General features: G+C 63.4%; 19 protein-coding genes, 2 tRNA genes and 1 pseudogene. 9 read left to right on the top strand and 13 right to left on the bottom strand.

Annotated elements, in window-relative coordinates:
• Nucleotides 1-30: 30 nt before the first annotated feature.
• Nucleotides 31-1,230, bottom strand: coding sequence for an IS110 family transposase (locus tag KY500_RS16585; RefSeq protein ID WP_219901470.1), 1,200 nt, complete (start codon nt 1,228-1,230; stop codon nt 31-33).
• 517 nt (nt 1,231-1,747) lie between these two features.
• Between KY500_RS16585 and KY500_RS16580 the strand changes: the two genes are divergently transcribed.
• A complete protein-coding gene (locus tag KY500_RS16580) occupies nt 1,748-2,392 on the top strand; it encodes a recombinase family protein (RefSeq protein ID WP_370626831.1) in 645 nt (214 codons plus the stop codon).
• 596 nt (nt 2,393-2,988) lie between these two features.
• On the opposite strand, the gene KY500_RS16575 is transcribed toward KY500_RS16580, so the two are convergent.
• The 11 genes and pseudogenes from KY500_RS16575 to dnaA form a co-directional block, all read right to left on the bottom strand.
• Nucleotides 2,989-3,061: transfer RNA gene (locus KY500_RS16575), tRNA-Ala, on the bottom strand.
• A 58-nt stretch (nt 3,062-3,119) separates the two neighbouring features.
• Nucleotides 3,120-3,193, bottom strand: a tRNA-Ile gene (locus KY500_RS16570).
• An 83-nt stretch (nt 3,194-3,276) separates the two neighbouring features.
• Complete coding sequence (locus KY500_RS16565; protein ID WP_066591452.1) at nt 3,277-3,684, bottom strand: DUF3566 domain-containing protein; 408 nt, start codon at nt 3,682-3,684, stop codon at nt 3,277-3,279.
• Nucleotides 3,677-6,220 carry a DNA gyrase subunit A gene (gyrA, locus tag KY500_RS16560; protein ID WP_255579956.1) on the bottom strand — a complete coding sequence of 848 codons (2,544 nt, stop codon included), beginning with the start codon at nt 6,218-6,220 and terminating at the stop codon, nt 3,677-3,679. The genes KY500_RS16565 and gyrA overlap by 8 nt, the downstream gene beginning before the upstream one ends.
• Before the next feature lie 40 nt (nt 6,221-6,260).
• Nucleotides 6,261-8,240 (bottom strand): DNA topoisomerase (ATP-hydrolyzing) subunit B, encoded by a 1,980-nt coding sequence (gyrB, locus tag KY500_RS16555; RefSeq protein WP_219901467.1) that lies wholly within the window; start codon nt 8,238-8,240, stop codon nt 6,261-6,263.
• 121 nt (nt 8,241-8,361) lie between these two features.
• The gene (locus KY500_RS19540; RefSeq protein ID WP_255579478.1) at nt 8,362-8,649 is read right to left on the bottom strand and encodes a DUF721 domain-containing protein; all 288 of its coding nucleotides are present in this window, start codon (nt 8,647-8,649) and stop codon (nt 8,362-8,364) included.
• On the bottom strand, nt 8,610-8,849 hold the full coding sequence (locus tag KY500_RS19535) for a hypothetical protein (protein ID WP_255579477.1): 240 nt from the start codon (nt 8,847-8,849) through the stop codon (nt 8,610-8,612). Before KY500_RS19535 ends, KY500_RS19540 begins: the two co-directional genes overlap by 40 nt.
• The gene (recF, locus tag KY500_RS16545; RefSeq protein WP_219901466.1) at nt 8,842-10,026 is read right to left on the bottom strand and encodes a DNA replication/repair protein RecF; all 1,185 of its coding nucleotides are present in this window, start codon (nt 10,024-10,026) and stop codon (nt 8,842-8,844) included. The genes KY500_RS19535 and recF overlap by 8 nt, the downstream gene beginning before the upstream one ends.
• A gap of 6 nt (nt 10,027-10,032) precedes the next feature.
• Nucleotides 10,033-10,920, bottom strand: coding sequence for a phosphogluconate dehydrogenase (NAD(+)-dependent, decarboxylating) (gene gnd / locus KY500_RS16540; protein WP_219901465.1), 888 nt, complete (start codon nt 10,918-10,920; stop codon nt 10,033-10,035).
• Between the two features lie 50 nt (nt 10,921-10,970).
• Nucleotides 10,971-12,119 carry a DNA polymerase III subunit beta gene (dnaN, locus tag KY500_RS16535; RefSeq protein ID WP_066591438.1) on the bottom strand — a complete coding sequence of 383 codons (1,149 nt, stop codon included), beginning with the start codon at nt 12,117-12,119 and terminating at the stop codon, nt 10,971-10,973.
• A 363-nt stretch (nt 12,120-12,482) separates the two neighbouring features.
• Nucleotides 12,483-13,903 (bottom strand): annotated as a pseudogene (gene dnaA / locus KY500_RS16530) (chromosomal replication initiator protein DnaA).
• Between the two features lie 396 nt (nt 13,904-14,299).
• On the opposite strand from dnaA, the gene rpmH reads away from it, so the two are divergent.
• From rpmH to KY500_RS16490, 8 genes are all read left to right on the top strand, one after another.
• Nucleotides 14,300-14,437 (top strand): 50S ribosomal protein L34, encoded by a 138-nt coding sequence (gene rpmH / locus KY500_RS16525; RefSeq protein ID WP_010204566.1) that lies wholly within the window; start codon nt 14,300-14,302, stop codon nt 14,435-14,437.
• A gap of 8 nt (nt 14,438-14,445) precedes the next feature.
• Nucleotides 14,446-14,787, top strand: a complete 342-nt coding sequence (gene rnpA, locus KY500_RS16520; protein WP_219901464.1) for a ribonuclease P protein component — start codon at nt 14,446-14,448, stop codon at nt 14,785-14,787.
• Nucleotides 14,784-15,116, top strand: coding sequence for a membrane protein insertion efficiency factor YidD (gene yidD / locus KY500_RS16515; RefSeq protein ID WP_084021326.1), 333 nt, complete (start codon nt 14,784-14,786; stop codon nt 15,114-15,116). The genes rnpA and yidD overlap by 4 nt, the downstream gene beginning before the upstream one ends.
• On the top strand, nt 15,104-16,078 hold the full coding sequence (gene yidC / locus KY500_RS16510; RefSeq protein ID WP_219901463.1) for a membrane protein insertase YidC: 975 nt from the start codon (nt 15,104-15,106) through the stop codon (nt 16,076-16,078). The genes yidD and yidC overlap by 13 nt, the downstream gene beginning before the upstream one ends.
• A 5-nt stretch (nt 16,079-16,083) precedes the next feature.
• Nucleotides 16,084-16,620 carry a R3H domain-containing nucleic acid-binding protein gene (locus KY500_RS16505; RefSeq protein ID WP_084021325.1) on the top strand — a complete coding sequence of 179 codons (537 nt, stop codon included), beginning with the start codon at nt 16,084-16,086 and terminating at the stop codon, nt 16,618-16,620.
• A 14-nt stretch (nt 16,621-16,634) separates the two neighbouring features.
• Complete coding sequence (gene rsmG / locus KY500_RS16500; protein WP_219901462.1) at nt 16,635-17,264, top strand: 16S rRNA (guanine(527)-N(7))-methyltransferase RsmG; 630 nt, start codon at nt 16,635-16,637, stop codon at nt 17,262-17,264.
• Nucleotides 17,265-17,351: 87 nt separating this feature from the next.
• Nucleotides 17,352-18,290, top strand: coding sequence for a ParA family protein (locus KY500_RS16495; RefSeq protein WP_304505685.1), 939 nt, complete (start codon nt 17,352-17,354; stop codon nt 18,288-18,290).
• The gene (locus KY500_RS16490) at nt 18,290-19,342 is read left to right on the top strand and encodes a ParB/RepB/Spo0J family partition protein (RefSeq protein WP_219901461.1); all 1,053 of its coding nucleotides are present in this window, start codon (nt 18,290-18,292) and stop codon (nt 19,340-19,342) included. The genes KY500_RS16495 and KY500_RS16490 overlap by 1 nt, the downstream gene beginning before the upstream one ends.
• A gap of 1,124 nt (nt 19,343-20,466) precedes the next feature.
• Here KY500_RS16490 and KY500_RS16485 read toward each other — a convergent pair.
• Nucleotides 20,467-21,426, bottom strand: a complete 960-nt coding sequence (locus KY500_RS16485) for a D-alanine--D-alanine ligase (RefSeq protein WP_219901460.1) — start codon at nt 21,424-21,426, stop codon at nt 20,467-20,469.
• Between the last annotated feature and the right edge of the window lie 88 nt (nt 21,427-21,514).

Below are 21,514 nucleotides of genomic sequence, written 5' to 3'. Positions count from 1 at the left end.
CCCGGGCGGGGGGGTGCCCCTATGTTTTTGTCAAGCGGCGAGTTGATGGTCGGCTTGGTAGAGGGTGCCGTCTCGGAGCATGGCGTAGAGAACGTCGCAGCGTCTGCGGGCGAGGGCGATGAGGGCTTGGTTGTGGCGTTTGCCTTGGGCGATTTTGCGGTCGTAGTAGGCGCGTGAGAGCGGGTCGCGAAGCGCGGCGAAGGCGGAGAGGAACAGGGCTCGTTTGAGGATCTTGTTCCCGCGTCGGGAGGGGTGCTCGCCGCGGATGGAGCTGCCGGAGCGGCGGGTGACCGGTGCGAGGCCGGCGTAGGCGGCGAGGTGGCCGGCGGTGGCGAAGTCCTTGCCCGAGACTTCGGTGAGGAGTCTGGCGGCGGTCCTGATCCCGACTCCGGGCATGCTGATCAGGACGGGGTGAAGAGGGTGAGCCTCCACGAGCCGTTCTACTTCGACCGCGATCTCGTCCCGTTGCCGGCGGAGCGCTGCGAGCTGTTCGGCGAGTCTGGGCAGCACGATGCTGCTGGCGTTCGTGCCAGTGACCACGACGGTCTGCTCGCTGAGCGCCCGGGTGATTTCGTCTGCGAGGCGGCGGCCCATGCGTGGCGCCAGCTTCACTAGCCGGTTGCCGAGGCGGGCCGTGCCGGCCGTTTTCATCGCCGCTGGCGTCGGGTAGCGCTGCAACAGATCCAGAACCGCTGGGTGATCCAAGTGCGGGCCGAGAACCCGCTCCAACGCTGGGTGGATCTGGGTGAGGAGACCGCGGATGCGGTTGCTCGTGGCGGTGATCTGGCCAACTACATCGTCGTCAAAGCCGCAGAGCATCGAGAGCTCCGCGACCTGCTCGTCGGCGAGCTGCAGCGACCGGAGCGCGTGCGGGAGGCTCCGGGCGGCCTGGGCGATGATCGCGGCATCGCGGGCGTCGGTCTTGGCTTCGCCGGCGTGCAGGTCCGCGATGCGTCGCATGGCCAGGCCAGGTAGGTAGCCCACGAGCACGTCTTCGGCCTGGGCGACGGCGATCGGTAAGGCGCCGATGGTCGCGGGCTGATCGACGACGAACAAGACTTGGCCGTGTCGTTTCAGCTGCCCGATCAGCTCGCGCAGCTTGGTCTCATCGTTGGGCAGCGCCTTGTCGAAAAGTTGCTGGCCGGCCCGGTCGAGGGCGACCGCGTGGTGTTCTCCCTTGCCGACGTCCACGCCGATGAAGACGTCGACGCTGTCGTAGTTCTCGATCATGAATCCTCCGTCTCAGGTTCGACAAAGTTGGCCTGAATCGCGGCATCAAGTCTCGGCATCCACGTTACGAACGGCCTGGGACATGTCCCGGTCCAGCCCCTATCAGCGATCACCTGATACCAGTCAGGCCCGGTGACAACACCCCCCGGATCATGGGCGACTGGGGGCAAGAACCATGCCGGGCCTGACAGGCCAACACCCTCACATAACTACACGATCAAGGGCTACGAAGAAAGTAACGGGGGTAACTCGTCGGATCTCGAACCACTACGAATCCTTCGGTCCTAGACGCGTGAACCAGGCCGGCTTCTATTACGTCATCGAAGCGGGCGCCAGCGTCATCGCCATCGGCAACCAGCGACACAAAGCGATGAAAGAACACCGCCGGGTTGCGCCAAACTCCACAGGTTACGCCGTGAAAGTGCCGACGAACAGAATGAAGTCCGGCAACTCATCGCCCTCGGCGACGTGGATTGCCTCCTCTCGGTGAAGATCTTGGGTAAGAGTTCCCTCAATCGTGCTTAGCTCCACGAAATGCTCAGTTCACGATGGCGACACTGTGCGCGTGCAGTCCCCTCGACCGACTCGCCCGATCGAACACAGATCTGTTTGCACTAGTCGCGACGCTCATGTCAAGGGCGTCACGCTGGAGTTCGTCAACAACCCGGCCCGGAATACCGAAACGCCTCAGGGAGAGTTCATGATGACCGTCATCGTCGCGATTGCCGAGCTCGAACGAAAGACGATCCGGGGGTGTCAGGCCGAGGATATTGCCATCTCCAAAATCAAGGGCGTCTACGACCGGACGCCTGAGCTCACGGCAGACCAAGCCTCAGAGGCGAGCCAGAGGGTTGCTGTAGAGGTCTCGAAGGCCAAAGTGGCCCGCAAGGATCGGGGCGTCCCTTCAGACGCTCTACGCGGCGCTGAGCGGTTTTGGAAGCTACGTCAAACTGGCGGAGATCGGGACGTGACCTGCGTCGGCAACTCCTCTCCTGATCATGACGGCCACATAGCAATCCCCGACAACGTCGAGATCACGCTCGGTGACCCGAGGGCGAGGATAGGACAGGCGCCGAGTGCGCGCATGATTGCATTCCTGAGGCGAGGGCGGATTCAGAATGTCGTTCGTGTGTGCCAGGCACTGCGTGCACACCGTGGTTGATCCGTTTGGCTACGAACGCTAGTGAAAGGCTACGAGTGATGGTGGACTATTCCCAGGGTCGGACACCCATAATTTGGGACCCCCACCCCAGCGACATCCGACCCCGCGAACCTGCGGCTCTCCATGGCAGGGCCGAAGCAATCTCTAACCTGACAGACGCGGCAATCCATCAGTGATGAGCACCTCGGCGCAAAGCGTAAGACTCCCCTTCGCCTGGGCCCTCCCAAATACTCAATTCACCGCTCCCAGGGCCGGCGCGGAGGTTTTCATATATTCCTGGCACTTATAGCAACGCTGAGCGGGACTTGAGTGCAACCGCCACCAGCGCCCGAGCCCAAAGTCACCACGGGGCGCACTCAGGGCGCACCGGCAGAATTGGGCGATTGAGTCCCGCGAGATTGCGGGGCACACGAGGCGCACGCGACAACACACGCATTGCTACCCAGAATCACCGAAGTGCTACCAGTGAGCGTGTTGCCTCTGACAAGCTCTAGCCAAGCAAAAAAGCCATCTCCTGTTCAGGAAATGGCTCTTGATCAGGGTAGATCCCGATATGTGGTGAGCAACCCACCGAATTCCGAGTGGAGATCGAACTGTGGAGCCACGGGGAATCGAACCCCGGACCTCCTGCTTGCAAAGCAGGCGCTCTACCAATTGAGCTATGGCCCCGAACCGGTTCCTCACGAGGAGGGAACTGGCGGAGATGTAAGGCTACGTGAGTACTACGTGGGGATACCGGGATTTGAACCTGGGACCTCTTCGTTATCAGCGAAGCGCTCTAACCAACTGAGCTATATCCCCCTATTGGGCAGATTTGAGACTACCGGAAACCGGCGAAAAGTCCCAATCGAGGCCGTTACCGGCCCCGATCGGGCATCCGACGGTCAGTTGTTGGTGAATCCGACGAGCAGGCCACCGGTGACCTTGACGCTCAGGTTGTACAGAACCGCGAAGATCGCGCCCAGGGCGGTGATCACGACGGTGTTGATGACGGCCACAACCACGGCGAAGCCCATGACGTTACCGATCGACAGGATGGTCGTGAGCTCAGACGCGCTCCCGGCGATATCCGTGTACAGCGCGTCGATCTCGGTGAAGATGCCCGTGCCGTTGAGCACAGTGAAGGTCAGGAACGTCGCGACAATGGTCACGACGGCCAGGCACACAGCGATCAGGAAAGACAGCTTCACGCTGGACCAGAAATCGATGTAGACGAGCTTCAGACGTACCTGCTTGGACGACATTGCACCTCGACTCGACTTCTTGGCCAGTTTCTCGGCAACACTACTCATCTGCTGATTCTACTTTCCCCGGTTCACTCTCCGGCGCAGCCTCAATTTCGGCGACCAGATTGCGTTCGGTGTTCTTCGCGATGGCGATGATCCTGTCTTCGTCCGCGAATTTTGCAAAAACGACACCCATGGTGTCCCGGCCCTTGGCCGGCACTTCGGCGACGTCAGAGCGTACCACCTTGCCGCTGGCAAGGACCACGAGCACCTCGTCTTCCTCGTCGACGATGAGCGCGCCGACCAGGTCGCCGCGGTCGTCGTTGAGCTTGGCGACCTTGATGCCCAGGCCGCCGCGGTTCTGCAGACGGTACTGATCGGCCGAGGTGCGCTTGGCGTAACCACCCTCGGTGACGACGAAGACGAAACCGTCATCGGCGACCACGGAGGCGTCGAGCAGGCTGTCCTGGCCGCGGAAGTGCATGCCGATCACACCGGAGGTGCTGCGTCCCATGGGGCGCAGGGCCTCGTCGGACGCGGTGAACCGGATCGACATGCCCTTCTTCGACACCAGCAGCAGGTCGGAGTCTTCGTCGACGAGCAGTGCGGAGACGAGTTCGTCACCCTCGCGCAGCTTGATCGCGATGATGCCGCCGGTGCGGTTGGTGTCGTACTCGCTGAGCGCGGTCTTCTTGATCAGGCCTTCGCGGGTGGCCAGGGTGAGGTACTGGGCCACACCGTAGTCCCGGATGTCCAGGATCTGGGCGATCTCCTCGCCGGGCTGCAGCGCGAGCAGGTTCGCGACGTGCTGGCCCTTGGCGTCACGGCCGGCTTCGACAGCCTCATACGCCTTCGCCCGGTAGACCCGACCGGTGTTGGTGAAGAACAACAGCCAGTGGTGGGTGGTGGTGACGAAGAAGTGTTCGACCACGTCATCGGCGCGCAGCTGCGCGCCCTTGACGCCCTTGCCGCCGCGGTGCTGGTTACGGTAGTTGTCGCTGCGGGTGCGCTTGATGTAGCCGCCGCGCGTGACGGTGACCACCATCTCCTCTTCGGGGATGAGGTCTTCGACCGACATGTCGCCGTCGAAACCGAACATGATTTCGGTGCGACGGTCGTCTCCGAACTTCGCGGTGATCTCGGTCAGTTCGTCGCTGACAATGCTGCGCTGGCGCTCGGGGCTGGCCAGGATCGACTTGAATTCGACGATCTGCAGTTCGAGTTCGGCGGCCTGGTCGATGATCTTCTGGCGCTCGAGAGCGGCCAGGCGACGCAGCTGCATGGTGAGGATCGCGTCGGCCTGGAGCTTGTCGACCGTGAGTAGCTCCATCAGGCCCTCGCGGGCGTCGTCCACGGTGGGGGAGCGGCGGATCAAGGCGATGACCTCGTCGAGCGCGTCGAGCGCCTTGAGGTAACCGCGCAGGATGTGGGCATCCGCCTCGGCCTTGTTCAACCGGAACTGCGTACGGCGGACGATGACGTCGATCTGGTGGGCGACCCAGGCGCTGATGAAGCCGTCCAGGGCGAGGGTGCGCGGGATACCGTCGACGATCGCGAGCATGTTCGCGCCGAAGTTCTCCTGCAGCGGGGTGTGCTTGTAGAGGTTGTTGAGCACGACCTTGGCCACCGCGTCGCGCTTGAGCACGATGACCAGGCGCTGGCCGGTACGGCCGCTGGTCTCGTCACGGATGTCGGCGATGCCGGTGATCTTGGCGTCCTTGACCAGGTCGGCGATCTTGATCGCCAGGTTGTCGGGGTTCACCTGGTACGGCAGCTCGGTGATGACCAGGCAGGTGCGGCCCTGGAGTTCTTCGATGCTCACCACGGCGCGCATCGTGATCGAACCGCGGCCGGTGCGGTAGGCGTCCTGGATACCCTTGATGCCCAGGATCTGCGCACCGGTCGGGAAGTCCGGGCCCTTGATGCGCTGGATCAGCGCTTCGAGCAGTTCTTCACGGGTGGCGTCGGGGTTCTGAAGGTACCAGAGGGCGCCGGCGGCCACCTCGCGCAGGTTGTGCGGCGGGATGTTGGTGGCCATGCCCACGGCGATGCCGACGGAGCCGTTCACCAACAGGTTCGGGAAGCGGCTGGGCAGCACGGTGGGCTCGAGGGTGCGGCCGTCGTAGTTGTCCTGGAAGTCGACGGTGTCCTCGTCGATGTCGCGCACCATCTCGAGGGCCAGCGGGGCCATCTTCGTTTCGGTGTATCGCGGGGCGGCGGCGCCGTCGTTGCCGGGGGAGCCGAAGTTGCCCTGGCCCAGCGCCAGCGGGTAGCGGAGGCTCCACGGCTGGACGAGGCGCACGAGGGCGTCGTAGATGGAGGAGTCACCGTGCGGGTGGAACTGGCCCATCACGTCGCCGACGACGCGGGCGCACTTGGAGAACGCCTTGTCGGGGCGGTAGCCGCCGTCGTACATGGCGTAGATCACGCGGCGGTGCACGGGCTTCATGCCGTCGCGCACGTCCGGCAGCGCACGTCCGACGATGACGCTCATCGCGTAGTCGAGGTAGGAGCGCTGCATTTCCAGCTGCAGGTCGACCTGGTCGATCTTGCCGTGCTGCGTGAGGTGCTTGGCTGCCGCAGCGGCGTCGGCCGCTTCCACGGTGTTGCCCGGTTCGACGGGCACGCCGCCGGTGGTGTCGTCAGATGTCAAGGAAACGCACGTCCTTCGCATTCTTCTGGATGAAGTTGCGTCGGGATTCGACGTCTTCGCCCATCAGGGTGGAGAAAATTTCGTCGGCGGCTGCCGCGTCGTCCAGGGTCACCTGGAGCAGGGTGCGGGACTCGGGGGCCATCGTGGTTTCCCACAGCTCCTTGTAGTCCATCTCGCCCAGACCCTTGTAGCGCTGGATGCCGTTGTCCTTCGGGATCCGCTTGCCGGCGGCGGCGCCGTCGGCGAGCAGGGCGTCCCGCTCCGCGTCGGAGTAGACGTACTCGTGGGCCGAGTTGGCCCACTTGAGCCGGTACAGCGGCGGCTGGGCGAGGTACACGTAACCGAGGTCGATCAGCGGGCGCATGTAGCGGAACAGCAGGGTGAGCAGCAGGGTTGTGATGTGCTGGCCGTCGACGTCGGCATCGGCCATCAGCACGATCTTGTGGTACCGCACCTTGTCCGGGTTGAAGTCCTCGCCGATGCCCGCACCGAACGCGGTGATCATGGCCTGCACCTCGGCGTTGGCGAGGGCGCGGTCGAGCCGGGCCTTCTCCACGTTGAGGATCTTGCCGCGCAGCGGCAGGATCGCCTGGGTCTCGGGGTTGCGGCCCTGAACGGCGGAGCCGCCGGCCGAGTCACCCTCGACGATGAAGATCTCGGATGCGGCGGGATCCTTGCTCTGGCAGTCCTTGAGCTTGCCGGGCATGCCGCCGCCCTCGAGCAGGCCCTTGCGGCGGGCGGTTTCCCTGGCCTTCCGGGCTGCCATGCGGGCCGTGGCGGCCTGCAGCGACTTCCGGATGATCTCGCGAGCCTGCACCGGGTTGCGGTTGAACCAGTCGGAGAGCTGGTCGCCGACCACGCGCTGCACGAACGCCTTGGCCTCGGTGTTACCGAGCTTGGTCTTGGTCTGGCCCTCGAACTGCGGCTCAGCGAGCTTGATCGACACGACGGCGGTCAGGCCCTCGCGCACGTCGTCACCGGAGAGGTTGTCGTCCTTCTCCTTGAGGATGCCCTTTTCGCGTGCGTACTTGTTGACCAGTGTGGTCAGTGCGGCGCGGAAGCCCTCTTCGTGCGTGCCACCCTCGTGGGTGTTGATGGTGTTCGCATAGGTGTGCACGCTCTCGGTGTATGCGGTTGTCCACTGCATGGCCACTTCGAGGGCGATCTTCTTCTCGGTGTCCTCGAACTCGAACGAGATGATCTCCTCGTTGACCAGTTCGGCCTTCTTGGCCCGGTTGAGGTAGGCCACGTAGTCCATCAGGCCCTGCTCGTAGAGGAACGAGTTGGTGATCGGCTTGTCCTCGGCGTCGCGGCTCTCCGGACGTTCGTCGGTGAGCGTGAGCCGCAGGCCCTTGTTCAGGAACGCCATCTGCTGGAAGCGGGCGCGCAGCGTCTCGTAGTCGAACTCGATCGTCTCGAACGTCTCGCTGCTCGGCCAGAAGGTGATTGTGGTGCCGGTCTCGTCCGAGACCTCGTCCTGGTGCAGAGATTCGTTGGGCACACCGTTGTGGAAGCTCTGCCGCCACACATAGCCCTGCCGGCGTACCTCGACCTCGAGGCGGCTGGAGAGGGCGTTCACGACAGAACTGCCCACGCCGTGGAGACCACCGGAGACCGCGTAACCGCCGCCGCCGAACTTTCCGCCGGCGTGCAGCACGGTGAGGACGACCTCGACCGTGGACTTGCCCTCGGCCTTGTGGATGTCGACGGGGATACCGCGGCCGTTGTCCTGCACGCGCACGGCGCCGTCGGCGAGAATGCGGATGTCGATGGTGTCGCAATATCCGGCGAGGGCCTCGTCGACGGAGTTGTCGACGATCTCGTAGACCAGGTGGTGCAGACCGCGTGGACCGGTCGAACCGATGTACATTCCGGGTCGCTTGCGAACAGCTTCAAGGCCTTCGAGAACCTGGATGTCTTCCGCGCCGTAAGCGTGCTGCTCCGGCTCGGTTTTCGGTTCAATTGTCATGTGAAATTGGGCTCCTGACCGTCGCACAGGCGACCCTTCAGCCTACCAAACACCCCGCACCCCAGAGGCCAAATCGGCCGTTTGACGCGTTTATTTCGCATGGTTGACCTGTTTTGGCTACCTAGCCATAGGTATCGCGTGGACCCCGCCCTGGGATTGATCTGGGACCCTTTTTCCAGGAGGGCGCGTTGGGCCCTTGAAAACGAATTGCGGCGATACCGGCGTCGGGGAACTTCTGCATGATCTGAGTCATGATTTCCACGCGCATCATTCGCAGCTGCGTCGCCCAGGCGGTGGACTCGCAATGCACGGTCAGAATGCCCTCGTCGATCCCGGCCGGGGTGGAGTGTTTGGCGGTCTCCTCACCGGCTAGTTCGATCCACGAGGCGAGTAGGTCGGACTGGGCCATCGGCGAGTTCCACCCAGCTGGGCGGTGAGGGAGTTGATGGTCTCGCCCAGTCCCTTGGGGTCCCGGCCGGCGCCGAACGGAACACTGGACCCGATCTGGGCGCTGGGCTTGCGGCGGGCGCGCATCCGTTTGGCGTTCGGGTCGCCGAAGACGTCCTTGAAGCGCAGGTAGACCTTGGCGGCCTCGCTCTGCTCAGCCATCGGAGGCGCCGTCCGGTCCGGTGGGCCCGTCCACGACGGCTCCGGCGGTGATGTGGATGGTGTGCGCGGCGAGGACGGCGGGCACATCCTCGTACACGGCGGCGGTGATCAGCACCTGCTCGAACCCGGTCACCGCTTCGGCCAGGCGCCGGCGCCGGGACTGGTCCAGCTCGGCGAACACATCGTCGAGGATCAGCACCGGATCGCCACTGGAGGATTCCCGGCGCAGCAACTCCGCGGAGGCCAGCTTGAGGGCGAGCGCGAACGACCAGGATTCGCCGTGGCTGGCGTACCCCTTGGCCGGCAGGGCGTTGAGTTCGAAGACCAGGTCATCCCGGTGTGGGCCGGCCAGGGTCATCCCGCGGTCCAGTTCCTTGCGCCGGAGCCCGGCCAGGGCGGTGCGGAAGGTGTCGGCGGTCTCCGACCCGGTGCCGGCCTGGGCGGCGGGGGAGGCCGCCTCGTCGGACTCTTCGTCGGCGCCGAGGATGCTCAGCGACGCGACAAGGGTGGGGCCGTGGTCGGCGCCGGCCACCGCTTTATAGGCGTCGTGCAGCGGCGGCAGCAATTCGGCCACCAGATCGGCGCGCGCGTCGATGATCTCGGACCCGAGGGCGACGAGTCGTTCGTCCCAGATGTCGAGGGTGCCCAGTTGGGTGGTCTTCAACCCGGAGGCCCGTGCGGACTTGAGCAGGGTGTTGCGCTGCTTGAGCACCCGGTCGTAGTCGGTGAGCACCCCGGACATCCGGGGGCTCCGGAGAACCAGCAGCTGGTCGAGGAACCGGCGGCGACCGGACGGATCGCCGCGCACGAGGGCCAGGTCTTCGGGGGCGAAGAGCACGCTGGAGAAATATCGTGGCAGGTCTCGGGTCTTGATGACCGACCGGTTGATCTGCGCCCGGTTGAGCCCGGACCGGTTGATCTGCACCTCGGCGAGGATGTCCCGGCCGTTGTGCTCGAGCCGGGCCCGGATGATCGCGGCGTCCTGGCCGGAGCGCACCATGGCTCCGGTCTGGGAGACCCGGTGCGAGCTCAGTGTGCTGAGGAAGCCGAGGGCTTCGACCAGGTTGGTCTTACCCTGGCCGTTGCGCCCCACGATGAGGTTGGCGCCTGCCCGAAACGGAACCTCGGCTTCTGCATAATTGCGGAAGTCGGTCAGGGAAAGGTGGGTGACCCGCACAGCGGATCAGTCTGCCTTCTTTATGGCATGGCCACCGAACTGGTTGCGCAGCGCGGCGACGGCCTTCATGGCCGGTGAGTCTTCCTGGCGGGAGGTGAACCGGGCGAAGATCGACGCGCTGATCGCGGGCACCGGCACGGCGTTGTTGATGGCCTCTTCGATGGTCCAGCGGCCTTCACCGGAGTCTTCGACGTAGCCTTCGATGTCGGCCAGCTTCGGGTCGTCCTTGAGCGCGAGCACCAGCAGTTCGAGCAGCCAGGAGCGCACGACGGTGCCGCGCTGCCAGGCGGTGAAGATCCCGGGCACGTCGTGCACCAGGTCGTCGCGCTTCTCGAGCAATTCGAAACCCTCGGCGTAGGCCTGCATGAGCGCGTATTCGATGCCGTTGTGCACCATCTTGGCGTAGTGGCCCGCGCCGACCTTGCCGGCGTGCACGAAGCCCTCTTCGCGGGGGCCGGCCGGGCGCAGCGCGTCGAAGACCGGCATGGCCCGCTCGATGTCGGCCGCATCGCCGCCGACCATCAGGCCGAAGCCGTTCTGGAGTCCCCACACGCCGCCGGAGACGCCGGCATCGACGTAGTGCACGCCCTGCTCGGCCAGGAGGGCCGCGTGGGTGAAGTCATCGGTGAACCGGGAGTTGCCGCCGTCGATGACCAGGTCGCCAGGGGAGAGCTTGGTGGCGAGGTCGGCGATCACCGAGGTGGTGATGGCGCCGGCCGGAACCATGACCCAGACCAGGCGGGGAGTGGGTAGAGCCGCGATCAAATCGGCGGTCGACGCCACGTCTGAGACGTCGGGGTTACGGTCGTACCCGGTGACCGTGAGGTCCGCCGCGCGAAGCCTGTCGCGCATATTCGCGCCCATTTTTCCGAGGCCGACGATTCCGATGTGCATGGCTGTCCTTCGTGGTTCTGGTGATTCTTGTCGTGCGGGTGGGGCGTTCGTCAGCGGAGCAGCAGGTTGGGCTGCAGCAGGTACCGGTAGCTGTCGGCTCCGGCCTGCTCCCGCGACGTCTGGCTGGTGATCAGCACCGGGCCGGGCTTGTTGGGGTTCTCGGTCTTGGTGAACGAGATGCGCACGAACTCCGAGTGCACGGCGCCCAGACCGTCGAGCAGGAACTGCGGCTTGAGCGAGACCACTGTGTCGCCGCCGGAGAGGATCGCATCGATGGTCTCGGAGGCCTGGGCCTGCTCGGAGCCGATGGCCTCGAGGGTGAGCCCGTCGGCCGTGAAGCTGAACCGGAGGGCCGCTTCGCGTTCGAGTACCAGCTGCACCCGGCGGGTGGCCTCGATGAGCTCGGCGGTGTTCATCACGGCGTAGTTGTCGACGTTGTCGGGGAAGAGCCGGCGCACGGGCGGGTAGTTGCCCTTGATCAGCAGCGATGTGACGGTCTTCTTGTCGGCCGTGAAAGCGATGAGCTCCCGGTCGTCGGTGTTGGTGATGGCCACCGAGATGGTCCCGCTGTGGCCGAAGGTCTTGCCGACCTCCTGCAGGGTGCGGGCGGGTACGAGGGCGGTGATTGGTTCCTGGGCCTGGTTGGCCCCCGGGTCCCAGTCGATCTCGCGTACGGCGACCCGGTAGCGGTCGGTGGCGACCAGGCTGATGCTGTTCTCGGTGATCTGCAGCTGCACGCCGGTGATCACCGGGGTGACGTCGTCCCGCGAGGCGGCGACGGCTACCTGGGATACGGCTGCGGCGAATTCTTCGGCAGGTACGAGCCCGGATTGGGCGCTGACCTGGGGAATGCTTGGATATTCCTCTACCGGCATAGACAGCAGGGTGAAGTTAGCGCTCCCACAGCTGACACTGATGCGGGACTCGTTGGTGGAGAAGCGCACGGGTGCGTTGGGCATCCGGCTCGCGATCTCGGCCAGGAGGCGACCGGAGACGAGAACCCGGCCGGTCTCTTCGACATCGGCGGCGATTTCGGTCTGGGCGGACACCTCGTAGTCGAACGACGACAGGATCAGGCCGGTTTCGGTCGCCTCAATCAACACACCGCTCAAGATGGGCAGGGTGGTGCGCTGGGGAAGGAGTTTTACAGCGAAAGATACGGCTTCGCTGAAGACGTCCCGGTTGGCCTGAAATCTCACGAAGTCACTCCTGTCGATGGAGACCTGGATACGGCCTCAATGCTAGTCGGGTTTCTCGACGGCCCATTTCTTGTGAGCCGTGGCGAGTAAAGGTTGTTGGACCTGGAGCTAATGAAGTTAAACGTTAATCTTCTTAACCGTTGTGGAAACTGTGGATAACTCGGTGGATAGTGCTGAACGACAGGGAACTACAAACTTGTAACTTGTGGAGCGCCTGTGAGCGTTAAGCCCAATGAATGACACGAATCACTTTGTGTAATTCACAGTTTTCACAAGCGGACGATGCGTTTCTACAGGTTGTGCCCGGTTGTCCCGGCAGTTTCCACAGGGTTATCCACAGGTATGAAACACAAAAAATTTTCTTTACTTGTAGCGGTGATCCTGCTTGATGCGGTTGGTGAGCTCGGTGACCTGGTTGTAGATGGACCGCCGCTCCTTCATGAGTTCGCTGATCTTCTTGTTCGCATACATCACCGTGGTGTGGTCGCGGTTGCCGAACAGCTGGCCGATCTTGGGAAGCGACAGATTCGTCAGTTCCCGGCACAGGTACATCGCGATCTGCCGCGCTGTGGCGACGGCCTGCGAGCGAGAAGATCCGTACAGATCGTCGACGGTGAGTTTGAAGTAGTCGGCGGTGTTGGTGATGATGTCCACCGGCGCGATGACGTTGTCCTCATCAAGGGTGATGACGTCCTTGAGCACGGTCTGGACCAGGTTCATGTCGACCGGGGTGCGGTTCAGGCTCGCGAACGCCGTGACCCGGATCAGGGTGCCCTCGAGTTCACGGATGTTGGAGGACACCTTCGACGCCATGAACTCGAGGATGTCGTGCGGTACCTGGAGTTTTTCGCTCTGCGCCTTCTTGCGGAGGATCGCGATGCGGGTTTCGAGGTCGGGGCCTGCACATCGGTGATCAGGCCCCACTCGAACCGGGAGCGCATCCGGTCTTCGAAGCCGGTCAGGGCCTTGGGCGGCAGGTCGCTGGTGATCACGACCTGCTTGTTGTGGTCGTGCAGGGTGTTGAAGGTGTGGAAGAACGCTTCCTGGGTTTCCGCCTTGCCCTGCAGAAACTGGATGTCGTCGATCATCAGGATGTCGATGTTGCGGTAACGGTTCTGGAACGCCGAGCCGCGGTTGTTCGCGATCGAGTTGATGAAGTCGTTGGTGAACTCTTCCGAACTCACATAGCGAACTCGGATGCCGGGATACAGGCTCATCGCGTAGTGACCGATGGCGTGCAGGAGGTGCGTCTTGCCCAGTCCGGAGGAACCGTAGATGAAGAGGGGGTTGTAGGCCTTGGCCGGCGCCTCGGCCACGGCAACGGCGGCGGCGTGCGCGAACCGGTTGGACTGGCCGATCACGAAGTTGTCGAAGCTGTACTTGGAGTTCAGCCGGGTGTCGTGGGGCCGTTCGGGCGAGGTGTTCTCGAACACCGACTGCGGTGTCGCGGGAGTTTCGATGTCGGGTTGGTGCACGATCGGCTCCTGCACCGGGCGCAGGGACTCCTGCTCCAGTTCCGGGTTGACCACCACATAGAAGGTCGTGACGGCGACGGATTCACTCAGCTGTCCCATCGCGGTGAGCAGTGGCACCCGCATGCGCTGGTTGAGCATGCTCGCGGTGAACTCGTTGGGCACCTCGAGGTAGAAGGTGCCGGCGGCGATGCCCTTGGGTTCGACCAGATTCAGAAAGCCGTACAGCATCGGCGTGATGGACTCATCCGACTCCAGAATGGTCAGAACCGACCGCCATGTTTCGCTGATGGGCTGTTCCCCGTCTGGCATGGTTCCCCACAATCTTGATCTTTACGCTCAGCCGCCGCGTGGCGGGCATCCGTCAGTCGACACAGAATGTCTCATCGGACGATTCATCCACAACGTTATCCACCGCCTGTGGGTAAACAACGACTGGATTCTCAGGCTTTACCCACAACCTGTGGATAACTTGTCCTCACGGTAGTCAATGACCGGCGGTCAGGCCAAATTAGCTCGAAGAACCTCAGCGTGTCTGTACCAGAAATGGGAAATCAATGGGCAGAATCGTACGTTTGGGCCTCGTCAGTTTGACCGCGGGCGAGCGAAGCCGTAGTTTTAATCAGTTGACCCCAGCCCGTGGGCTACCTCACTCTTTCCCGGCCGCTCGTTTAGGCCTGCGGAGATCCAATACGTGGAGATTGAACAATGAGCAAGAGAACGTTCCAGCCGAACAACCGTCGTCGCGCCAAGGTGCACGGTTTCCGTCTTCGTATGCGCACCCGCGCCGGACGCGCCATCCTCGGTGCTCGTCGTCGCAAGGGTCGCACCGAACTCTCCGCGTAAGCGATCCCGTGCTCGCTCACGCCAATCGCATTACGAGCGGGAGCGACTACAAAGCTGTCGTTCGACGAGGTATGCGGGTCGTTGGCCCGCACACCGTGACGTATCTTCGCCGTACCCCCGAACCCACTCCGGTGCGGTTCGGGTTCATCGTGGCCAAGAACGTTGGCGGTGCGGTGGTGCGTAACCGCATCCGTCGTCGCATGAAGGCCGTAAGTTTCGATCTCCTTCCTGGCGTTCCCGCCGGGACGGAGGTCGTTTTTCGCGCACTACCCACATCAGTGGACGCCAGCTGGCCCGAACTCGTGGCCGAGCTGTCGACCGCCTTGGTCAAGGGCCAGCGCGGACGATGAACAGGGCGATCCTCACGCTGGTGCTGCTCCCCCGCAATGTCGGGGTGGTGCTCCTGCGTGTCTATCGCGCGGTAATCTCACCGTTGTACGGCGATGTTTGCCGGTATTACCCCTCGTGCTCGGCGTATGCCCTTGGCGCCGTTCAGGAATATGGCCTGATCGTCGGCGCTTTCTTCGCCGCACGCCGGGTCTTGCGTTGTCATCCTTGGGCTGAGGGCGGAATCGATGATGTTCCCCTGAAACGACACCGTCGCTACACCGTGACGTCGTTTGGATTTGTAGTTCCTTTAGCCACGGAAAGGGCTGACTCGCACGCATGGACCTCTTAGGTACTATTCTCTGGCCGCTGAAATGGGCCGTTGAGCTTCTGCTCGTCGCCTGGCACTGGGTGTTCTCCAATGTGGGGCTCGACCCGAACGACGGCCTCACCTGGGTGCTCTCCATCGTGGGCCTCGTGCTCGTGGTGCGTGCGGCACTGATCCCCATCTTCGTGCGGCAGATCAAGAGCCAGCGCAAGATGCTCGAGGTTGCCCCGCAGCTCAAGAAGATCCAGGACAAGTACAAGGGCAAGAAGGACCAGTTCTCCCGCGAGGCCATGTCCCGCGAGACCATGGAGCTGTACAAGCGCACGGGCACCAACCCGCTGGCCTCCTGCCTGCCACTGCTGCTGCAGATGCCGATCTTCTTCGCCCTCTTCTCGGTGCTCAATGACGCCCAGAAGTCCAACGCCGGGGTCGGCCCGCTCAACCAGGAGCTTGCGACGAGCTTCGGTAACGCCACCCTCTTCGGCCGGGCCCCGCTGCACGACACGTTCGCGCAGCAATGGACCCTGATGACCGGCGGCGCGGACTTCAACCTCTCCGTCATGATCATCGCGGCCACCATGGTGATCCTCATGACCGCCTCGCAGTTCATCACCCAGCTGCAGATCGTCTCCAAGAACATGTCGCCGGAGACCAAGGCGAGCCCGATGTTCCGCCAGCAGAAGATCATGTTGTACCTGCTGCCGCTGGTGTTCGCCTTCTCTGGTGTGGCCTTCCCGCTCGGCGTCATGTTCTACTGGCTCACCTCGAACATCTGGACCATGGCCCAGCAGTTCCTGGTCATCCGCAACATGCCCACCCCCGGCAGTGAAGCCGCCAAGGCGCGCGAAGAGCGCATGGCCCGCAAGGGCAAGCTCATCGCCACCGACGGCGACATCATCGTCGTAGAAGAGGCCAAGAAGCCGGCCCAGCGTCAGCAGCCCGTTGGCAAGAACCGGGCCAAGAAGCAGACCGGCCCCAAGAAGTAACAGGGATGGACAACAACGTGACTGAGAACACCGACGTGATCAACGCGGATGCTGCTGCCGACGCTCCCGACGCGCTGCCGACCATCGGCCAGTTGGAACAGGAAGGCGACATCGCCGCCGACTACATCGAGGAATTCCTGGATATCTGCGACCTTGACGGCGACATCGATATCGATGCCCGCAACGGACGTGCCTACCTCTCGGTGAACTCGTCGGACGCGACCAACCTGCGTCTGCTGTCCAAGCCCGACACCGTGAACGCTCTGCAGGAGCTCACCCGCTTGGCCGTGCAGAACAAGACCGGCTCGTTCTCGCGTCTGATCCTGGACGTCGGCGGTTCGCGTGAGGCGCGCCAGGCTGAGCTCACCGACCTCGTCGGCCGGGCGATCGAACGTATCGAGGGCGGCGCAACGGAGGCTTCCCTCCCCCCAATGTCGTCGTACGAACGCAAGCTCGTGCACGACATCGTGTCGGAGCGTGGCTTCGTGTCCGAGTCGCTGGGCGAAGGCCGTGACCGTCACACGGTCATCACCGCCGCGTAGTTTCACGTGAAACAGTGACCCTTAATCTCGAGGCCGAGCCGGCCGTTGCCGCCGAGCTTTTCGGCGACCCCATCGACGTGGCGCGCGATTTCACCCGCCACCTTGCCGAGCAGGGTGAGGAACTCGGCCTGATCGGGCCGCTTGAACTCCCCCGATTGTGGAGTCGACACATCGTGAACTGTGTCCTGGTGGCTCCGTTGCTGCGTCCGGGTCTGGTCGGCGATGTCGGCTCCGGCGCCGGACTGCCCGGCCTGGTGCTCGCGATCGCCCGTCCCGACGTGTCCTTCGTGCTCATCGAGCCCATGGAACGTCGCGTGGCCTGGTTGACCGGGCAGATCGAGGAACTGGGCCTGACCAACGCGACAGTGTTGCGTGCCCGGGCAGAAGACATCCGCCTGGATGCCCCGCTCGATCAGGTCACCGCACGGGCCGTGAGTGCCCTGAAAACGTTGATTCCCCTGACCGCGCCGCTGCTGCGACCGGGCGGGGAGCTCGTCGTCATGAAGGGCGCCGGTGCTGCGGGCGAGATCGCCAACGCGGCCAAGGTCATCGCCCGCTTCCGGTTGCGAAATGTCGAAGTCCTCACCCTCGGTGAGGGCGTGCTGCCGGACGTCACCCGGGTCATAAGGGCTACAGTGGACTAGTCCCGGCAGCGCCCGTTCTTTGCGAACGGGCATCCGCTGTGGCTCACTCTCGGGTGGCTCATCAACCGTCGAACGCAAAGGTTTCACGTGAAACATCCTGGCGAAGACCAGCAGGCCGGCTCCCCCGGCCCCGGCCTCGACAACAGCACCCCCTTGGCCCGGGAGATTTCGGACCTGACCCGTCGGCGGCAGGTGATCGCGGCCGAACGGCTGCCGAAGCCGGCCAGCACCCGTGTGATCACGATCTCCAACCAGAAGGGTGGGGTCGGGAAGACCACGACGGCCGTGAACCTGGCCGCGGCACTGGCCAGGCAAGGCGCCCGCGTGCTCGTGATCGACCTGGATCCGCAGGGTAACGCGTCGACCGCTCTTGGTGTGGAACACCGCGCGGAGACCCCCAGCGTCTACGACGTCATCATCAACGACCTGCCTATGGTGGACGTCGTGCAGAAGAGTCCGGAGTTCGGGGCTCTCTACTGTGTTCCCGCCACCATCCACCTGGCCGGGGCCGAGATCGAACTGGTTTCGCTCGTCGCTCGGGAGCAGCGTCTTCGCCGCGCCCTCGACCTGCACATCAGGGAGATGACGGACCCGTACGATTACGTCTTCATCGACTGTCCCCCGTCGCTCGGTCTGCTCACGATCAACGCGTTCGTCGCCGCGCGCGAGGTTCTCATCCCCATCCAGTGCGAGTACTACGCGCTCGAAGGGTTGAGTCAGTTGCTCAAGAACATCGAGCTGATTGAGAAGCACCTCAACCCGCAGCTCGTTGTGTCCACGATCCTGCTCACGATGTACGACAGCCGCACCAATCTGGCCAATCAGGTGGCCCAGGATGTGCGCGATCATTTCCCGAAACAGGTGCTGGATACCCTGATTCCGCGCTCTGTGCGCGTTTCTGAGGCGCCCAGCTACGGTCAGAGCGTCATCAGTTACGATCTGAACTCCGCAGGATCGCTCTCCTACCTCGAAGCAGCGGCAGAAATGGCCCGTCGGGGCGTTCCAACATCAGGAGATGAGCAGTAATGGCAAAACGCACAGGGCTTGGTCGTGGCATCGGTTCGTTGATTCCCGTACAGGACAACCCGTCCCAGGTGCGTCCGGTCGACGTCTTCTTCCCGTACAACGAGAATCCCCATGCCGAGGGAACCGCCGGTGCCTCCCCCGTGACCGTATCTACGCAGGCTCTGGCCGTGGATGTGGCCATCGCAACGTCGCCCAGTGAGAGCGTCGAAGCAGGGAATGACTCGGACAACGATTTGCTCCCGGTACCCGGTGCCCGCCTCGCGCACCTCAACCCGGCTGATATCGTGCCGAACGCGGTGCAGCCACGCAGCGTCTTCGATGAAGATGACCTGGCCGAGCTGGTGCACAGCATCCGTGAGGTCGGCGTACTTCAGCCGATCGTGGTGCGTCCGCTGGCCGAACAGCCCGGCAAATACGAGCTCGTCATGGGTGAGCGCCGCCTGCGTGCCACCAAAGAGGTCGGTCTCGACAGTATTCCGGCCATCGTGCGCGACACCGCCGACATCGACATGCTCCGCGATGCACTGCTGGAGAACCTGCACCGAGCCCAGCTTAACCCGTTGGAAGAGGCGTCGGCGTACCAGCAACTGCTGTCCGATTTCGAGATCACTCAGGAAGAACTGGCCAGCCGAATCGGACGGTCACGCCCCCAGATCACGAACACCCTCCGGCTGCTCAAGCTACCCGAAGCGGTTCAGCTGCGCGTGGCGGCCGGCGTTCTGTCGGCCGGTCACGCACGTGCTGTGCTGTCGGTGGGGGACCACGACGGCATGCTGCGCTTGGCTGACAAGATCGTGAACGAGGACCTGTCAGTGCGAGCGGCTGAGGCCGCGGCGGCGGCGGGTCCGAAGCCCGTGGTCGTGAAGCCGTCGTCCGGAAAGCGCCAGGGACACCTCAATGAGATCGCCGAACACCTCGGTGATCGCCTGGATACCCGCGTGAAGATCAGCCTGGGAGCAAGAAAAGGCCAGATCACAGTAGATTTTGCGACAATTGGTGACCTGAACCGCATCCTCGGTGTCCTCGGTGAACCCGGCTTCGGATCGAATTGATTTTCAGACGTTTCACGTGAAACATCCGCGCTTCAAGCGCATCTGCCGAGTTGAATCCTGCTGTCAAAGCCTATCGAGCTGCTCGGATTCTGTTGCAATGTGAATGTTTCACGTGAAACGTTCTCGTTCGGTCAGGCTGACGAGGCGCGCCACCTCCATGCAAATCCCGTGCAGATCGTGACGAGTGGAGACCCGCAACAACACGGTGGTCGAGCCCGTCGAAACCAGATCCGTCGGTCGAGTCTGTCAAAACCAGATCCGTTGGTCGAGCCTGTCGAGACCACTTCGGCCAAACACCTGCGTACTCGTCGAAGTACTCGACACCGAAGAGACCCCGCCCGTGCATATAGGTGTGTTTCACGTGAAACGGGCCAGATATTATGACGACTTTTCTGACCTACTGCTCGCGTCGCGTGACGGCCAAGACACGTATTCACCCGGTGATCGAGCTCGTCGGGACCAAGGGCGCGCTCGAATTCCGAACCAAATCCTCATATGGACCACTGTCTTCGTCGAAATTCGGACGCTCTGGGCGTGCCTCTGCACCGAAATAGCCGGATCGGCAGCGGAACCCTGTCGAAAACGCGAGCGTAGAATGCCTCTCGCTGCGTCGAAATTGACCGTTTCACGTGAAACATGTGGATCATTTCGCTTGAGTCCGCCGATGCGGTTGGGTTGACCTCGCCGCTGGCACAGATGAGGAGCTGAGATTGGCGTTGTTCGTCGATGTTTCACGTGAAACTGTCGAACGTGATCTGAGTGGAGCTGGTACTTGCGGTGCAAGCATCGCCCGTGACCTCGAGCCAGGTCTCACTCCACCTAAGGTCTAACCGTGGGAATGTGCACGAGCCTGGTTTCGACAGGCTCAACCAGCGTCCGATCGAGACGACGTGCACCAGCCCAGCGCGCCGAGGTCAATGTTTCACGTGAAACGGTCCGAGGTCCGGGTGGGTGATCATCTTTTCGCTCGCAACCAATCTCTGAAGGGCTGACGAGCGTGCTGGCTTGGGATCGACCAGAGCTGCCAGCGGCCGGCGACCCCGACGGCCGGCGTGGTCTTCAGGAGCGGGGGAGGGGTCGGTCCGTACGCCAGGTTCAGTGTTTCACGTGAAACACGGATGCATTCAGCGCAGGCTGACCGAGGCGGCTCGGGCCAGGGCGGCGTACACGGCTCCGAGTGTCTCGCCGGATGCCTCGATCGACTGGGGTGCGAGCGACGTCTCGGTGAGGCCGGGGAGAACATTCGCTTCCAGGAACCAAGCGACACCATCGGCATCCACCATCAGGTCGATACGGGACAGCTGGGCCAGGCCGAGCAGACGGTGGATCGCCACCGCGGTGTCCGCGACCGTGGCGGCAACCTCCGGCGCGATGCGTGCGGGAGTGAAAAACAGCGTCTCACCGGCGTTATAGCGTGCCTCGAAGCTGAAAACACCGCTGACGGGCACGATCTCCACCGCCGGAAGGGCCTGGGGGCCGTCGCCGGTATCGATGACGGTCACCGCGAGCTCGGTTCCTTCGATCTTGGCCTCCACGAGCGCGGTGTCGGCGTACGTGTAGGCATCCACCATGGCGCGGGGAAGACCTGCGGCGGTCTCGACTATGGTGACACCCTGGGCCGAGCCGCCCTGGGCCGGCTTGACCACCAGCGGGGTGCCGAGCGCGGTGACGAGGTGTTCGAGTACGCTGGCCGCACCCAGGTCGCGGAAGGTCTCGCGGGAGAGGGCGATCCAGGCCGGAGTGGAGTACCCGGCCCGGCGCACGAGTTCCTTAGCGGTGGGCTTGGACCAGGCCAGGCCGGCCGCGGTTCCCCGAGGTCCCACGTGCGGGATCCCGGTGGTCTCCAGCAGAGACAGCAGGGCGCCGTCTTCGCCGGTGGCACCGTGGAGCACTGGCCAAATGACGTCCGGCCGGCGCTCGGCGAGTTCGGTGAGCAGTCCGGCTTGCGGGTCGAGCAGGGTGACCCGGTGGCCCAGATTGGTCAACTCGTCGGCGACGCGTCGGCCACTGCGGATGGAGACGTCACGCTCGTGCGAGATGCCGCCCGCGAGAACCACTACGTCAAGGAACTCGGATTCGCTCATGATCTGGGTTTTTCCTTTTGTTGGGCCGGTCTCTGCGGGTGATGTCACTGTGGTTGGTATCACTGTGGTTGGGTGACAGCGGGTCAGG

The organism is Cryobacterium sp. PAMC25264 (assembly GCF_019443325.1).
GTDB lineage: Bacteria > Actinomycetota > Actinomycetes > Actinomycetales > Microbacteriaceae > Cryobacterium.
Note: the sequence above shows the minus strand (reverse complement) of the source record. Positions and strands in the feature narration are given on the sequence as shown.

What these genes read in the sequence shown, in the direction of transcription:
- gyrB (WP_219901467.1), bottom strand. Translation starts at nt 8,240, where the DNA reads ATGACAATTGAACCGAAAACCGAGCCGGAGCAGCACGCTTACGGCGCG.
- yidD (WP_084021326.1), top strand. Translation starts at nt 14,784, where the DNA reads ATGAACAGGGCGATCCTCACGCTGGTGCTGCTCCCCCGCAATGTCGGG.
- KY500_RS19535 (WP_255579477.1), bottom strand. Translation starts at nt 8,849, where the DNA reads ATGGCTGAGCAGAGCGAGGCCGCCAAGGTCTACCTGCGCTTCAAGGAC.
- KY500_RS16505 (WP_084021325.1), top strand. Translation starts at nt 16,084, where the DNA reads ATGGACAACAACGTGACTGAGAACACCGACGTGATCAACGCGGATGCT.
- KY500_RS16565 (WP_066591452.1), bottom strand. Translation starts at nt 3,684, where the DNA reads ATGAGTAGTGTTGCCGAGAAACTGGCCAAGAAGTCGAGTCGAGGTGCA.
- gnd (WP_219901465.1), bottom strand. Translation starts at nt 10,920, where the DNA reads ATGCACATCGGAATCGTCGGCCTCGGAAAAATGGGCGCGAATATGCGC.
- KY500_RS16490 (WP_219901461.1), top strand. Translation starts at nt 18,290, where the DNA reads ATGGCAAAACGCACAGGGCTTGGTCGTGGCATCGGTTCGTTGATTCCC.
- KY500_RS19540 (WP_255579478.1), bottom strand. Translation starts at nt 8,649, where the DNA reads ATGGCCCAGTCCGACCTACTCGCCTCGTGGATCGAACTAGCCGGTGAG.
- KY500_RS16485 (WP_219901460.1), bottom strand. Translation starts at nt 21,426, where the DNA reads ATGAGCGAATCCGAGTTCCTTGACGTAGTGGTTCTCGCGGGCGGCATC.
- KY500_RS16585 (WP_219901470.1), bottom strand. Translation starts at nt 1,230, where the DNA reads ATGATCGAGAACTACGACAGCGTCGACGTCTTCATCGGCGTGGACGTC.
- yidC (WP_219901463.1), top strand. Translation starts at nt 15,104, where the DNA reads ATGGACCTCTTAGGTACTATTCTCTGGCCGCTGAAATGGGCCGTTGAG.
- rpmH (WP_010204566.1), top strand. Translation starts at nt 14,300, where the DNA reads ATGAGCAAGAGAACGTTCCAGCCGAACAACCGTCGTCGCGCCAAGGTG.